This is a genomic window from Mesorhizobium sp. B2-3-7 (assembly GCF_006442695.1).
Lineage (GTDB): Bacteria > Pseudomonadota > Alphaproteobacteria > Rhizobiales > Rhizobiaceae > Mesorhizobium.
Genome location: NZ_VFVV01000006.1, coordinates 352,585 through 367,609, shown reverse-complemented (window position 1 = coordinate 367,609; position 15,025 = coordinate 352,585). Strand labels below are relative to the sequence as shown.

Annotated in this window: 13 protein-coding genes; 5 read left to right on the top strand and 8 right to left on the bottom strand. The window is 63.4% G+C overall.

Annotation, left to right across the window (positions count from 1 at the left end; all coding sequences use genetic code 11):
• Together FJ940_RS14860 and FJ940_RS14855 are read left to right on the top strand one after the other, a co-directional pair.
• Positions 1-1,816 (top strand): FAD-dependent oxidoreductase (locus FJ940_RS14860; RefSeq protein WP_140657012.1); only part of this gene is annotated, 1,816 nt, incomplete at its 5' end.
• A 9-nt stretch (positions 1,817-1,825) separates the two neighbouring features.
• Positions 1,826-3,181, top strand: coding sequence for a Xaa-Pro peptidase family protein (locus tag FJ940_RS14855; protein WP_140657010.1), 1,356 nt, complete (start codon positions 1,826-1,828; stop codon positions 3,179-3,181).
• Here FJ940_RS14855 and FJ940_RS14850 read toward each other — a convergent pair.
• Together FJ940_RS14850 and FJ940_RS14845 are read right to left on the bottom strand one after the other, a co-directional pair.
• A complete protein-coding gene (locus FJ940_RS14850; protein ID WP_140657008.1) occupies positions 3,146-3,976 on the bottom strand; it encodes a PhnD/SsuA/transferrin family substrate-binding protein in 831 nt (276 codons plus the stop codon). The two genes, FJ940_RS14855 and FJ940_RS14850, sit on opposite strands and share 36 nt — an antisense overlap.
• 91 nt (positions 3,977-4,067) lie before the next feature.
• Positions 4,068-5,075 (bottom strand): fatty acid desaturase, encoded by a 1,008-nt coding sequence (locus FJ940_RS14845; protein WP_140657006.1) that lies wholly within the window; start codon positions 5,073-5,075, stop codon positions 4,068-4,070.
• Positions 5,076-5,304: 229 nt separating this feature from the next.
• Here FJ940_RS14845 and FJ940_RS14840 point away from each other — a divergent pair, with 229 nt between their 5' ends.
• Both FJ940_RS14840 and bmt read left to right on the top strand, forming a co-directional pair.
• Positions 5,305-6,162, top strand: a complete 858-nt coding sequence (locus FJ940_RS14840) for a helix-turn-helix transcriptional regulator (protein WP_140657004.1) — start codon at positions 5,305-5,307, stop codon at positions 6,160-6,162.
• Positions 6,163-6,278: 116 nt separating this feature from the next.
• Positions 6,279-7,301, top strand: a complete 1,023-nt coding sequence (gene bmt, locus FJ940_RS14835) for a betaine--homocysteine S-methyltransferase (protein ID WP_181170867.1) — start codon at positions 6,279-6,281, stop codon at positions 7,299-7,301.
• 16 nt (positions 7,302-7,317) lie between these two features.
• On the opposite strand, the gene FJ940_RS28480 is transcribed toward bmt, so the two are convergent.
• The 6 genes from FJ940_RS28480 to FJ940_RS14805 all read right to left on the bottom strand — a co-directional run bounded on the left by FJ940_RS28480 (position 7,318) and on the right by FJ940_RS14805 (position 13,865).
• The gene (locus FJ940_RS28480) at positions 7,318-7,581 is read right to left on the bottom strand and encodes a hypothetical protein (protein WP_181170866.1); all 264 of its coding nucleotides are present in this window, start codon (positions 7,579-7,581) and stop codon (positions 7,318-7,320) included.
• A gap of 208 nt (positions 7,582-7,789) precedes the next feature.
• On the bottom strand, positions 7,790-9,904 hold the full coding sequence (locus tag FJ940_RS14825) for a VWA domain-containing protein (protein ID WP_140657002.1): 2,115 nt from the start codon (positions 9,902-9,904) through the stop codon (positions 7,790-7,792).
• 2 nt (positions 9,905-9,906) lie between these two features.
• Entirely contained in the window at positions 9,907-10,485 is a 579-nt protein-coding gene (locus FJ940_RS14820; RefSeq protein WP_140657000.1) for an RNA polymerase sigma factor, read from the bottom strand.
• Between the two features lie 183 nt (positions 10,486-10,668).
• Complete coding sequence (locus tag FJ940_RS14815; RefSeq protein WP_140656998.1) at positions 10,669-11,406, bottom strand: dienelactone hydrolase family protein; 738 nt, start codon at positions 11,404-11,406, stop codon at positions 10,669-10,671.
• A gap of 105 nt (positions 11,407-11,511) precedes the next feature.
• A complete protein-coding gene (locus FJ940_RS14810) occupies positions 11,512-12,201 on the bottom strand; it encodes a 4Fe-4S dicluster domain-containing protein (RefSeq protein ID WP_140656996.1) in 690 nt (229 codons plus the stop codon).
• A gap of 89 nt (positions 12,202-12,290) precedes the next feature.
• Entirely contained in the window at positions 12,291-13,865 is a 1,575-nt protein-coding gene (locus FJ940_RS14805) for a trimethylamine methyltransferase family protein (RefSeq protein WP_140516329.1), read from the bottom strand.
• Between the two features lie 289 nt (positions 13,866-14,154).
• Here FJ940_RS14805 and FJ940_RS14800 point away from each other — a divergent pair, with 289 nt between their 5' ends.
• On the top strand, positions 14,155-14,853 hold the full coding sequence (locus FJ940_RS14800; RefSeq protein WP_140495658.1) for a B12-binding domain-containing protein: 699 nt from the start codon (positions 14,155-14,157) through the stop codon (positions 14,851-14,853).
• The last annotated feature ends 172 nt before the right edge of the window (positions 14,854-15,025 follow it).

The window sequence follows — 15,025 nt, the reverse complement described above, 5'->3', positions numbered from 1 at the left end:
GATCTACACCCGCCAGGAGCGCAACGGCATCCTGCTCGGCACTTACGAAAAGGCGTGCAAGCCATGGTCGCCGGTCAACACGCCCTGGGATTTCGGCCACGAGCTGTTGCAACCCGACCTCGACCGCATCGCGCCGTCGCTGGAGGTCGGCTTCAAGCATTTCCCCGGCATCGAGAAGGCCGGCATCAAGCAGATCATCAACGGTCCCTTCACTTTCGCATTGGATGGCAATCCGCTGGTCGGCCCGGTGCAGGGCCTGACCAACTTCTGGTGCGCCTGCGCCGTCATGGCCGGCTTCAGCCAGGGCGGCGGTGTCGGCCTGGCGCTGTCCAACTGGATGGTGCATGGCGATCCTGGCTTCGACGTCTGGGGCATGGACGTCGCCCGCTTCGGCGAATGGGCCAGCCTGCGCTACACCAACGCCAAGGTGCGCGAGAACTATTCGCGCCGGTTCTCGATCCGCTTCCCCAACGAGGAACTGCCGGCAGCGCGCCCGGCGCAGACGACGCCGCTTTATGACACCATGCTCGCCAACAACGCCGTCATGGGCGACTCCTGGGGCCTTGAGACCCCGCTGTGGTTCGCGCCGAAGGGCAAGGAGCCGAAGGATATCGTGTCCTTCCACCGCTCCAACGATTTTGGGCCGATCGGCGAGGAAGTGCGCGCCACGCGCGAGCGCGTCGGCGTCACCGAAATCGCCAACTTCGCCAAATACGAAGTCTCCGGACCGGGGGCGGAGGATTTCCTCAACCGGCTGATGACCAACCGCATGCCGAAGGCCGGCCGCATCGTGCTGACCCCGATGATCAACGAATTCGGCAAGCTGATCGGCGACTTCACAATCGCCAAGGCCGCGGAAGACCGCTTCATGATCTGGGGCTCGTCGGCCGCGCAGAAATATCACATGCGCTGGTTCGAAAAGCACCTGCCGAAGGATGGTCCAAGCGCGTCAGAGGTGCGCATCCACCGCTTCGACCAGACGCTTGTCGGCCTGTCGATTGCCGGACCGAAGTCGCGGGATCTCCTGCAGAAGCTGGTCGATGTCGACATCTCGACCAAGGCCTTCCGCTTCATGGATTTCCGCGAAATGGCGGTCGGCGGCGCGCCCTGCATGGTCAACCGCATTACCTATACCGGCGACCTCGGCTACGAGATCTGGATGGCGCCAGCCTATCAGCGCCTGGTTTACAAGGCGATCAAGGACGCAGGCGAAGAATTCGGGCTGGTCGATTTCGGCATGCGCGCCCTGCTCTCGATGCGCCTGGAAAAGAACTTCCCGACCTGGTTCCGCGAATTGCGGCCGATCTACGGACCGTTCGAAGGCTCGATGGACCGCTTCATCAAGCTGGAGAAGAACGACTTCATCGGCCGCGACGCGGCCGCCAGGGAACGGGCTGAAGGACCGAAGCTGCGCCGCGTGTCCTTCATCGTCGAGGCGGCCGACGCCGATGTGATGGGTGACGAGCCGATCTGGGCCAAGGTCGGCAAGGACTATGGCACAGTGGAAAAGCCGCATGGCTTTGGCGCGCCGCGTTTCGATGCAGCCGGCAAGGAAGTTCGGGGCTCCAAGGCGGCGCAAGGCGCGTCCGCTGTGCGCGGCATCGTCGACGGCGACTGGCGCGTGGTCGGTTGGGTTACCTCCGGCGGCTATGCCCACTATATCCAGAAGTCGATGGCGCAGGGCTACGTGCCGGCGGCGCTGGCCGAGGATGAAAGTGCCGGCCTGTTCGAGATCGAAATCCTCGGCCATCGCCGTCCGGCCCGCATCAATGTCGAGGCGCCGTTCGACCCGAGCGGCGAGAAGATGCGGAGCTGAGGTTTCGCCATGGACAGCGCGGCGCCAAAGGGGAGCTTCGGCCGCCACCGCAAGATCATGCCGTTTGTGCCGGGCTCGATCGAGGCGCTGCGCGACGCCTCCCGCCGGAAGGCGGCTGATCTCAACCAGCATGTGCTGGGCTACGGCGCGACAGCCGAAGCGGAATGGGCGGCGGCAGGCATTGCCGCCCCCGACCTGGCCGAAATGCGCAAATACCGGCTGGAGCGCATCCGCACCGAGCTGAGGCGCCGGGGCTACGCCGGCGCGCTGCTCTACGATCCCATCAACATCCGCTATGCGACCGATTCCACGAACATGCAGCTTTGGGTGGCGCACAACCCGACACGGCATTGTTTCGTCGCCACCGAAGGGCCGGTGGTGCTGTTCGACTATTTCTCCTGCGAACATCTGTCGGACCATTCCGGCGTCGTCGACGAGGTTCGCCCCGCCGTCTCGTGGATGTATCTGTACAGCGGCGAACTCACCGAGCAGAAGGTCCGCCGCTGGGCGGGCGGGATCGCCGATCTGGTGCGGGAACATGGCGGCGGCAACAGCCGCATCGCGGTCGACCACATCAATCCGGAAGGCGTCGAGGAACTTGCGCGCCTTGGCATTTCCATCGGCAATGGCGAAGCGGTGATGGAGAATGCGCGGCTGATCAAATCCCCTGACGAGATCCTTGCCATGCGACGCGCCATCGTCGCCTGCGAGTCGGCAATGGGCGAGATGGAACAGGCGCTGAAGCCCGGCATCTCTGAGAATGAATTATGGGCCGAACTGCACCGCGGCAACATTGCACGCGGCGGCGAATGGATCGAGACGCGGCTGCTGACGTCGGGACCGCGCACCAATCCCTGGTTCCAGGAATGCTCTTCGCGCGTCATAGAAGCCGGCGACCTCGTTGCCTTCGACACCGATCTGATCGGCCCTTACGGCTTCTGCGCCGACCTGTCGCGCACCTGGCTGTGCGGGGATGTGATGCCAACCGACGAACAGCGCGATCTTTTCCGCATCGCCGCCGACCAGATCGCGCACAACACCGAATTGATACAGCCGGGCACCGCCTTCCGCGACCTTGTCGACCGGTCGGCGGTGCCGCCCGGCGACTGTTTCCCGACCCGCTATGGTGTGCTCTACCATGGCGTCGGGCTGGCCGACGAATACCCCACCTTGCCGCATGCCGACGACTGGACATCGGACACGCCCGACGGCGTGATCGAGCCAGGCATGGTGCTGTGCGTGGAGAGCTATATCGGCAGGCTCGGCGGGCGCGAGGGTGTCAAGATCGAGGAACAGATCCTGGTCACCGGCACCGGCAACGAAAAGCTTTCAACCTATCCGCTGGATGCGAGGCTGCTCGGCTAAGCCGGCAAGGGCCTCGCGCATCGCGGCAACCGTTTTTTCCGGCGTCGTTTTCGCGGTGATGAAGGGCAGGCCCTTACGCAGGCCCGTCCAGCCGACGACCTTCACTTGCCGGGCGGCCCGCTCGAAGCGCTGCGCCAGCGCCCAGCTCTCGCAGTCGATCGCCGCGACATCGGCCCTGCCCTCGGCCACGGCGACGATCGAAGCGCGATGTCCGCCGCTTTCGCTGCGCGAGGAAAACACATCAAGGCTTTCGCCCAACGCCTCCAGGTCGCGCGTCGGCGCGATGATACCGGACATTGAATCGAGGCTGTTGAAGGTGAAGCGCTTGCCCCGGATCAGATCGAGCGGGATGACGGGCCTGCCATTGCCAGGCGCAGGCACCGACGCCTTGCCGTCCGCCCGCATCACCAGCGCGCTCGAATAAAGCTCGCCCTGGCCGCCTTCGTAGACGTCATAGCTCGGCTGGCCGACAACCTGCACATGGCCGGCCAGGCCAAGCTCCATCGGCCCCCAGCAAGTCTGCGCGAACAGCAGTGCGGGATGCAGCCAGAGCTGGTGAAAATCGAGCGCGTCCGGCGGCAGTGTCGCGGGGTCGGGCGCGATCAGAACGCCGGTGCCACTATGAATGCCACCCGGCACCGGCGGCAGATCGCCGTTGCGGCGAATGACGGTCTCCGGCGCATCGATTATCCCCCCTTGACGGAAGGCATCGCGCAGCAGTGCCCATTGGGCGTCGACCTCGCGGCGCACTTCCGGCCAGTCATACATCGGCAGCGCTGCAACGAATTCGCTCATGCCGGGATCTGACCATTAAATCTGGAGAGAGGTTCACAAAAACGCGGCGTCGGATTTGAGTTAGCCGACACCGTCCGTCGTGTCGCGGGCTTCATTCCTTGGGCGGCTCGGCCGGGACTGGCGCGGTGCCGAGCCCGCTGATGCTGCGCGCCCTGACGCGCGGCTTGAACGCCCTGCCCGGCTCCGGCTGGCGCCGCAACACCGGATGCACGATCGGCTCCTTGGCCTTGAAAGCATAGGACCTGATCAGCGCGAAATAGTTGGGATAGGCATAGCCATTGTTCATCCGCAGCCATTCCTCGCGACGTTCACGAAACAGCTGGGGCAGTCTGTACCAGGCCACCGTTGGTGTCTTGTGGTGGACGAAGTGCAAATTGTTGTTGAGGAACAGGAACGACAGCGGCGAGCGCTCGATGATCACCGTGCGGCCTTCGGGATGCTCGGACCATTGATGCTCGGCAAAGGTACGGATCGCGATCAGCGACTGGCCGAGCCACACCGGGAGAATATAGAGCCAAAGCGGAATGCCAAAGCCGAACTGCACGATCGGCGCCACGACGGCGAGGCCGATCGCATGCAGCAGCCAGGCTTTGCGGATGGCCTTGTCGCCGGCCATCATATGTTTGGCGTCGTCGATGAAGAAGCCGATGCAGGACAGCCAGGGACCGAGAAAGAACCGGCCGGCCATGGTGTTGTTGATCCTGAGCAGGAATTTCATTGCTCGCGGCAGGTCGTCATGCTGCCAAAGCGCCTGGTAGTAGCTTTCCGGATCGTCGAGCGGATCGGTCAGGCGCTCGTCGGCATGATGGCGCAGATGAAGCGTCTTGAAGCGGCGGAACGGCCAGACCAGACCGATCGGCAGGAAGACGAAAGCCTCGTTGATCAGGGCATTGCGCGTCGGATGGCCGTGCAGCACTTCGTGCATGATCGACGACTGAAGTGCCAGGATGAAACCGAGGAGAGTGAGCGCGAAGATCGGATAGGACGGCCAGAGCAGAAGGCCGGTGGCGAGCCATGCTCCGTAACAGAAGAAAGCGAGGGCTACGGTTGGCCACTCGATGGCCGGTGTATTGCGTCGCCTGATGCTCTTGCCAGTCATGCTATCGACCACTGCCCCTCAGTCGCCGGAACCCCAGTAGCTCCTGACAGCATAGTGTCAGGAGAAACGATTCCACTCAACGAGACAAAGTGTACAAAATGTTGCGATTGCGCATTTTCAACCGCACATGTTACAGATTGTAAACAGACCTAGGGATTCATTTACGCCTGGAGCGCCTCGTCAGGACGTCTCGGCGAAAATTTTTCCTCATGATTCGGAGACTTGGAAGATGGACAAACGAGATCTGTCAGCAATCTTTCGGGAGCGTCTCAAGTTGCTCCTGACAAGGTCCGACCTCAACCAGTCCGCCTTCGCCACCGCCGTCGGCATCGATCGGTCGGCGCTGTCGCAGCTGATGTCGGGCGCGTCGACGCGCCTGCCGCGGGCCGAAACGCTCCTCAATATCGCGGCCGAGTTCAAGGTGTCGCTGGATTGGCTGCTCGGCCTCAGCCAGGACGAGGGCGTCACCGGCGAAATCCGCGAAAGCCTGGAGATCGAGGAAGCCCCCGACGGTTTTGACCGCACGCTTCTGGCCAGATGGTTCGCCGAGGCCGCGGGCACCAAGATCCGCTATGTGCCGGCCGGCATTCCCGATCTTCTGCGGACGCACGCGCTGGTCGACTATGAGGCAAACATCACCAACAGGAGCAGGCTCGCACAGGCCAGCGAGACCCGATACCGCATCGAATACAACCGGCGCCCGGAGACCGACATGGAAGTCTGCATGCCGCGTCACACGCTGGAGATTTTTGCACGCGGCCTCGGCGTCTGGGATCGCTTTCCGGAGGCCGACCGTCAGCAGCAACTCGCCCATATGGCGACGCTGCTTGATGATCTCTACCCGACTTTCCGCCTGTTTCTCTACGACGGCCGCATGCGCTATTCGATCCCGCTCACCATCTTCGGACCATACCGCGCCGCTATTTATGTCGGCGACATGTATGTCGTGCTGAACGCCACCCAGCCGGTCCAGGCATTGACCCGGCATTTCGACAATCTGATCCGGGCCGCCGACGTCAACCCGCATGAGGCAGCAAGCTTCGCGCGCAATCTGGCCGGCATGTCGTTCCCATCAGGTTCCGCATGACAGCGCGCACCCGTAACCGCGCCCTTTAACTGCGACTCCGCCGTCGCTATTTTATTGACCGGACATAAAGATTTCTTTATATCCTTATTCGAATTCAGAATGTGAAAGCCAATCCGATGACGACGACCAACCCGATCGACGCGCTGCTGGCGCAAAAAGGCGTGCTTTTGGCTGACGGCGCCACCGGCACCAATTTGTTCGCAATGGGTCTGGAGGCTGGCGAGGCGCCGGAGTTGCTGAACGAGACCGCGCCCGACACCATCACCAGCCTGCACCAGAATTTCGTCGACGCCGGCGCCGATATCATCCTGACCAATTCCTTCGGCGGCACCCGTCACCGGCTGAAGCTGCATCATGCCCAGGACCGCGTGCACGCCCTGAACAAGCGCGCCGCCGAGATCGCCCGCGCCGTTGCCGACAAGGCCGGGCGCAAGGTGATCGTCGCCGGCTCCGTTGGCCCGACCGGTGAGTTGCTGGTGCCGCTCGGCGCCATGACCTATGACGAGGCGGTCGACGCCTTCGCCGAGCAGATCGAAGGCCTCAAGGAGGGCGGCGCCGAGGTCGCCTGGATCGAGACCATGTCGGCGCCCGACGAGATCCGTGCCGCCGCCCAAGCGGCGATCCGCGTCGGCCTGCCCTATACCTATACCGGTTCCTTCGACACCGCCGGCCGCACCATGATGGGCCTGCTGCCGAAGGACATACACGGCGTCGCCGATGGCTTGTCGCAAGCACCGCTCGGCGTCGGCGCCAATTGCGGCGTCGGCGCTTCCGACATCCTCGCCTCGCTGCTCGACATGACGCAGGCGAAGCCGGAGGCAACCGTGATCGTCAAGGGCAATTGCGGCATTCCCGAATTCCGCGGCACCGAGATCCACTATTCCGGCACGCCCGAACTGATGGCCGACTATGTGCGCCTTGCTGTCGACGGCGGCGCGAAAATCATCGGCGGCTGCTGCGGCACCTCGTTCCAGCACCTGGCCGCCATGCGCAAGGCGCTCGACGCCCACACCAAGGCGGATCGTCCGACCGTCGAGACGATCGTCGAGCGCATCGGTCCGATGCGCAACAAGGTGGCCACGGCGAACAGCGCCGAGACCAGCGAGGCCCGCCGCGAGCGTCGTCGCAGCCGGGCCTGAAGCCACCGCTTTCTAATTATTCGCTGTTGTCGGCGTAGCTCGACTGCGCCGATTTGAGATCGACGACATTGTCGCCGCGCATCGTCATCAGCGCTCCGGATGAAACCGGATCGGTGATCTGCTCCAGCATAATGCGGAAACGGTCGTTGGTCAGAGCCGACATGGCGGTGTGGCGCGCCTGCGCGACATCGTCGCCGATGCGCCTGGATTTGGCTGATTGGGCGGCCGCCGAAGCGTCCCGTGCCGGCGGTGTCGAGTTGGCGGTAGTCCTGATCTGCAATTCCGGCTCCCTCAGCCCCACACACCTATCCGGCGTAACAAGAGGAAATTGCGATCCGGTACCGGAAATGCCGCGCAATTTAACGATCGCAAATTCCGAAAAAAACGGGCCGGCAGGGAATGCCCCCTCGCCGGCCTCGCCTCACCCGCCCGTGGCCGGTTTTCCCATCAGAACGACCCCATCTGGAAGAAACCGACCGTCATCAACATCAGCGGTTGCCGCTCAGCGCCGAGGCAAGGCGCACAAGCGAGAGGAACTCGGACCTGTACCCAAACGGGTCGGCTCCCCGGGCGGCTGTGGCGATCTCCAAGATCTTGTCGTAGCCGAACTTCGCCGTTGCATCCTCCTCGCGCAGCTTCTGGCCGAACGCCGCGACGGCGACGGAGAAACGCTGGTCGGCGCTGGCCTCGCCGAAGGACGCAACTTCGTTGGCCGACGTAACCGGCGTGGTGATCAGCTTCGAGACGTCCTCGTTGGGCAGCTTGTAGCGTATCTTGACGAAGGCGTATTCGTCCGCATTGGCGACGCCGCCATTGTTCACCGCGGCTTGGCCATAGCGCAGCGGGTCGATCCGTTCGCCGCCGCTGCCCTTGGGCGTGATCTCGTAGATCGCGGTGACCGAATGGCCCGAACCGATGTCGCCGGCATCGACGCGGTCATTGTTGAAATCCTCGCGGTTCAAGGCGCGGGTCTCATAGCCGATCAGCCTGTACTCCGAGACCTTCTGCGGATTGAACTCGACCTGGATCTTCACGTCCTTGGCGATGGGGAACAGCGTCGAGGAGGCATCCTCGACCAGCACCTTCTCGGCCTCGGCCAGGGTGTCGATATAGGCGGCGGTGCCATTGCCGTTCTGGGCGATGGTCTGCATCATCTCGTCGTTGAGATTGCCGCGGCCGAAGCCGAACACCGACAAGAAGACGCCGCTCTTGCGCTCTTGTTCGATCAGGCGCTTGAGATCGTCCTCGTCGCTCTGGCCGACATTGAAGTCGCCGTCGGTGGCGAGCATCACGCGGTTGACCCCGTCCTTGATGAAGGACTGCTCGGCCAACTTGTAGGCCTCCTTGATGCCCGCCTCGCCGGCCGTCGAGCCACCCGGCTGCAAATTGTCGATGGCGTTGAGGATCTTGTCCTTCTCGGCAACCTTTGTCGGCATCAGCACCGTGCCGGCATCGCCGGCATAGGTGACGATCGAGATGGTGTCGTCGGCCTTCAGCTTGCTGACCAGCAGCCGGAATGCCGACTTGAGCAGCGGCAATTTATCCGGTTCGTCCATCGAGCCCGAGACGTCGATCAGGAACACCAGATTGGCCTTGGGCTGCTCGGCCGGCTTGACGTCGAAACCCTTGATGGCGACATGCATCAGCTTGCTGTGCGCGTTCCACGGCGTCGGCATGACGCTGACGGTCGAATTGAACGGCGTCGACGCCGCATCCGGCCCCTTCCAGTCATAGGGGAAGTAGTTGATCATCTCCTCGACCCGCACCGTGTCGGCCTGCGGCAGGAAGCCCTCCTTCAGCGAACGGCGCACGAAGGAATAGGAAGCGGTGTCGACGTCGATCGAAAAGGTCGAGACCGGGTCCTCGAGTGCCGAATGTACCGGATTGGTCTTAAAATCCTGGACGCGATCGCGGTTTTCCTCCTGTGGTGCGATCTGGTCCGCCGGCGCCATGGCGGGCTGCTGCGGTGCTATCATTTTGGACATGCGTGCGGCTCGCGACGTGCTGGGCGCGGCAGTGCTATCCAGGGCGAACTCGCCCGTTGGCGCAGGTGGCGCAGGTTCCGCCGGCGCAACCTGTTCCTGCGCATTCTGCGGCGCCAGGCCTCCAGCAACGGCCGATTCGGATTTGCTCGGCGCCGCCAAGGCCTCCGTTTCGTCGCGGCTTTCCGCGTCGGTCTTCTTGTCTTTCTCAGGCGCGCTCGTTGCGAGCGGTTCGTTGATCGCCTGATCGCCCGCCGCTTGTTTGGCCAGCGGCTTCACGGTGGCGGGCTTGTCGGCCAGCGTCTCGGTGATCTTTTCGTCGCCGCCGAAAGTGGACGGCTGTTCCCTCAGCATATGGAAAGTGGCGTATCCGGCGATCGGCAGCGCGACGAGCCCGGCAATGGCCGGCGTGGCAATGAGTTTCTTTTGCATGATTTCGCTCCAGAGCTTTTGTGCTCGCTCTGTGAGACGAAGGCCGCCGGCCGATCCTTGGCTCACGGTAGAAATATTTTCCCCATCATAGGCGCGCAAGGCCGCCTCGAAGGCGCGCGCCTTCGCGCTCGCGCCGGGTGCCGGTGCTGCGATGTCGCGCAGCCTTCTAAGGTCCTTGTCGTCGACCATGGTCACACTTCCCCGGCCGAGCGCATGAGCGTCCTCAGCCGTTTCTTCGCTTCATGGATGTGCCAGGAAACCGTCGTCTCCGAGATCGCCATCGCCTCGGCAGCGGCCGCGTGGCTCAAGCCCTCGCCATAGACCAGCAGCACGGCGTCGCGCTGCTTGTCGGGCAGTTGCCGCACCGCGACCCACATCGCCTCGGCAGGATCCTCGTTCTCGGCAGGATCCTCGTTCTCGGCAGGATCCTCGCCCGAAATCAGCGCATGGACGCCATAGGCTTCGGTCTTGACCGTCTCGCGGGCGCTCTTGCGCATCATGTCGCGCGCGGCGTTCAGCGTCATGGCATAGAGCCACGTGGTGAAGGCGCTGCCGCCGCGATAGTCGCGGATCGACTTGCCGAGCCGGACGCAGACTTCCTGGGCGATGTCTTCGGCGTCCGCCTTCCGACCGCACCAGCGGTAGGCGGCGCGATAGACGAAGTCATAGTGCCTTTCGAGCAACGCGCCGAAAGCTCCCCTGTCTCCGCCCTTCGCCCGCCCGATCAGTTCGGCGTCGGAGGCTTCGCTCTCATCCAGCATCATCGCCATCATTTGCCTGTTGGACGAAGGCTAATGGCCAATCCTTGGGGTGAGGGAAAGATTTTTTTACTGGTACCTCTTCCTTCTCCCCGTTCTACGGGAGAAGGTGCCCGAAGGGGCGGCGCGAACTCATGAAAGTTTACGCAGCCGCGTCCGGCGAATTAGGCTGGGTTTGCGTTTGGGCCGAAGGACCTACCCGAGCGTCTCGGAAAACAGGGTGATCAACCGGTTCCAGTGCCGCTCGGCGCCATCTTCGTTGTAGACGCTGTGGTCCGGCACGCACCAGCCATGCGCCATGCCGACATAATTCTCCAGCACGTAATCGACTTCCGCCGCCCTGAACGCCTCGGCCAGCCGCGCCGACTGTTCGGGCGGAAAACTCCTGTCGACGCCGGCCATGCCGACATGGACGCGTGCCTTGACCGACCCCGCCTTGCGGTGCGGACTGTCGGCCGCGTCGCTGGCGAGATTGCCGCCGTGGAAACTGGCCGCCGCCCTGATGCGATCCGGATAGGAGGCGGCTGCGTTCAGCGCGCGCGCGCCGCCCATGCAATAGCCGACAACGCCGATCGGCCCGGTGACGCCTTCGGCAGCGAGTGTGTCGAGGAAGGCGCCGCTGTCGGCAATCGTCATTTCCTGCGTCGTGCCGCTGATCAGCGCCATCAGCGGCACCTTGGTTTTCTCCTCGACGAAGGCGGTCTTGGCATCGAACGGACCGTAGGGCGCGTTGCGATAGAAGAGATCGGGCACCAGCACGGCGTAGCCCTCCTCCGCCAGCCGCTCGGCCATGCCGTCGAGCGCCGGGCGTGGGCCGAAGGCATCCATATAGAGGATGATGCCGGCCCTGGGCGGGGAAGCGTTGGCCGGGCGGAACAGCCCCGCCCTCGCCGTGCCGTCCCTGGTCTTGATCTGAAGGTCCTGTTTCGGCATCGCCAGCTCCGTTCGGTTGCTGGGCGATACATATCCGGGCAAGCCGACAGGGCAAGCTGTTGCCTGATTTTGGCAGTCAACATTTCGTGCGGCAGCGCGACGAGCTTACCGGCCCGCGAACGCTGCCATGTGGAAGGCCTGCACCTCTGAGGGGTAGCGATAGGCTGTGCCATAGGGACAGGCGTTGCGGTCAAGGCAGCCGCCGTCACAACAGGGGTCGCCACTCGGCCCGCGCACATGCGCCAGGCAGGCCTGGTAGGCGAAGCCTTGGATGGAATAGGCATCGACCGGACAGGATTTCAGGCACGGTTTGTCGACACAGGTGTCGCAAAGATGGACCGCCTCGCGAGCCTCCGGGAGCGCGATCTCGTCCTCGAACAGCAGCGCGCCGCGATAGGCATGCCAAAGCCCATATCGCGGATGCATGAGGATGCCGAGCGGTGACGGCTTCAGGCCCTCGGCCCGCATCGCCCATCGCTGGAACGGCAGATAGGGCTTGTCGGACGGCGACACGGCGCGTGCGCCGAATTCTTCCGCGACCGCGCCTATGACCTGCCGGGACCAGGTGTCGAGCGGATTGGCGATTGCTCGCGGCTGCTTTTCACGCCAGCGCAGAAAATGCGGCCAGGGTGCTGCCCCCGCCTGTCCCACCAGCAGCGCCGACCTGGCTGGTGCACCGGAGCGGACACAAGGCGCCGCCTCGCCGTCCGCAAAGGTGAAGCCGCCACGCAGGATGAGGCCGTCGGCGCCAAGCACGGCCGCAATCTCCTCCATCCTGCCGCGCGAAGGAATCATCCCTTCTTGACCGGATCGGAGAAGGCGCTCCGCCAGACTTCCTTGTGGATGATGTTGGCGACTTTAGCCCCGCCTGACTCGGGCTCCTTTCACGTGAAGGCGTCGGGCATCGACCCCTTCTTCTTGGCGATGAAGTCCTTCAGCGCTTCGTCGATCGCCGGATCTAGATGCGGCGCCTCATAAGATTCCAGCCAGCGGCGGGCGAGTTCGTTGGCGCGTTGCGGCGCGGTCTTCTCGCCTTCGGCGAGCCACTGCTCGTAGGAATTGTTGTCGGCGATGTTGGAGCGATAGAAGGCAGTCTGGAAATTCGCCTGCGTGTGGTCGCAGCCGAGATAGTGGCTGCCCGGCCCGACCTGGCGGATGGCGTCCATCGCCTGGCCGTTTTCCGACAGGTCGACGCCTTCGGAGAATTTTTGCGTCATGCCGAGCTGGTCGATGTCCATCATGAATTTTTCGTAGCAGGACGCCAGCCCGCCCTCGAGCCAGCCGGCCGAATGGAGGACGAAATTGGTGCCGGCCAGAATGGTCGAGTTCAGCGTGTTGGCGCTTTCATAAGCTGCCTGCGCGTCGGGGATTTTCGAGGCGCAGAGCGAACCGCCGGTGCGGAACGGCAGGCCGAGGCGCCGTGCGAGCTGTGCGGCGCCGTACGACACCAGCGACGGCTCCGGCGTGCCGAAGGTCGGCGCGCCCGACTGCATCGAGATCGACGAGGCGAAGGTGCCGAACAGCACCGGCGCGCCGGGCCGGATCAGCTGCGTGAACGAAGCGCCGGCAAGCACCTCGGCAAGCACCTGGGTCAGCGTGCCGGCCACCGTCACCGGGCTCATCGCGCCGGCGAGGATGAACGGCGTGACGATGCAGGCCTGGTTGTGGCGCGCATAGACCTTCAGCGCGCCAAGCATGGTCTCGTCGAAGACCATCGGCGAGTTGGCGTTGATCAGGCTGGTCAGGACCGTGTTGTTTTCGACGAAGTCGTTGCCGAACACCAGCTTGGCCATGGCGACCGTGTCCTCAGCACGTTCCGGCGCGGTGACCGAACCCATGAACGGCTTGTCGGAATATTTGATGTGCGCGTAGATCATGTCGAGATGGCGCTTGTTGACCGGTACGTCGACCGGCTCGCACACGGTGCCGCCCGAATGGTGGATCGAAGGCGCCATGTAGGCGAGCTTCACGAAATTCTGGAAATCCTCGATCGTCGCGTAACGCCTGACGCCGTCGAGGTCGCGCACGAAGGGCGGTCCGTAGACCGGGGCGAAGACGGTGGCATTGCCGCCGATCTGCACCGAGCGTTCGGAATTGCGGGCATGCTGGGTGTAGATGGGGGGCGCGGTCTTCAAGAGCGAACGGCAGAGCCCCTTCGGGAAATGCACGCGTTCGCCCTTGACGTCGGCGCCCGCCTCTTTCCACAGCTGCAACGCCTCCGCATCGTCGCGGAAGATGATGCCGATTTCTTCGAGCACCGTGTCGGTGTTCTTCTCGATCAGCGCCAGGCCTTCCTCGTCCAGCACTTCATAGACGTTGATCTTGCGCTTGATGTAGGTGAGCTGGGTGCCGGGACCGCCGCCCGAACGCGCCGCCCGCCTTGCCGCCGCCCCGCCGCTGGCGCCGCGTCCACGTCGCGCGTTTGACGCTTCCTGGTCCACTGCCGCGTGTTCGCTCATGATCGTTCTTCCCTGAATTTGGACCGGCTTGACTAGCGCCCGGCCCGGAACCGTTGTGGCCGCCGAACGCGGCTTCCGGCGGATCGTAGCCATGCACCCTATTCGAAACGGCCCGTCCGCGCCAACGCCTGTCGCAAAATCGACAAGAAAACCGATAGATTTTTCAGTCGCTTTCCTTTTGCGGGAAGTCGCAAATCAGCTATGGATACCCGCCCCTTGCGGGTTAGGTATTGGCGCGTTGATTTTAAGCTGCCATGGTCGTTCCCGGCAGCAAGGAGCCTGAGAAACAATGTCCGACGACGAGATTATCCTCTCCGAGCTTTCCGACGACGAGTTGGTGCAGCAGATGCACGACGATCTCTATGACGGTCTGAAGGAAGAGATCGAGGAAGGCACGCGCATCCTGCTCGAGCGCGGCTGGGCACCCTACAAGGTGCTCACGGAAGCGCTGGTCGAAGGCATGCGCATCGTCGGCGAGGATTTTCGCGACGGCATCCTGTTCGTCCCCGAAGTGTTGCTGTCGGCCAATGCGATGAAGGCCGGCATGTTCATCCTGCGCCCGCTGCTCGCCGCCACCGGCGCGCCCAAGCAGGGCAAGATGGTGATCGGCACCGTCAAGGGCGACATCCATGATATCGGCAAGAACCTCGTCGGCATGATGATGGAAGGCGCCGGCTTCGACGTCATCGACCTTGGCATCAACAATGCGGTCGAGAAATATCTCGATGCCATCGAGCAGCACCAGCCGGACATTATCGGCATGTCGGCGCTGCTGACCACGACCATGCCTTACATGAAGGTCGTCATCGACACTATGAAGGAAAAAGGCATCCGCGACGACTACGTCGTCCTGGTCGGCGGCGCGCCGCTGAACGAGGAATTCGGCAAGGCGGTCGGCGCCGACGCCTATTGCCGCGACGCCGCTGTGGCGGTCGAGACCGCCAAGGACTACATGAAGCGCAAACACAATGTGCGCGCTTCCGCCTGATACAAGGGCAAGGCGGACGCTCAACAAACGAAGCCGCGCCTTGCAGCGCGGCTTTTTTGTTCCCAGATGTTGGGAGCAGCGGTCAGGGTTTCTTGACGGTATCGTCAACGGCTTTCGCGGTAGACTTGATATCCCTGCCGACGCCGCGGACGGTGTTGGCACAGGCCGAAAG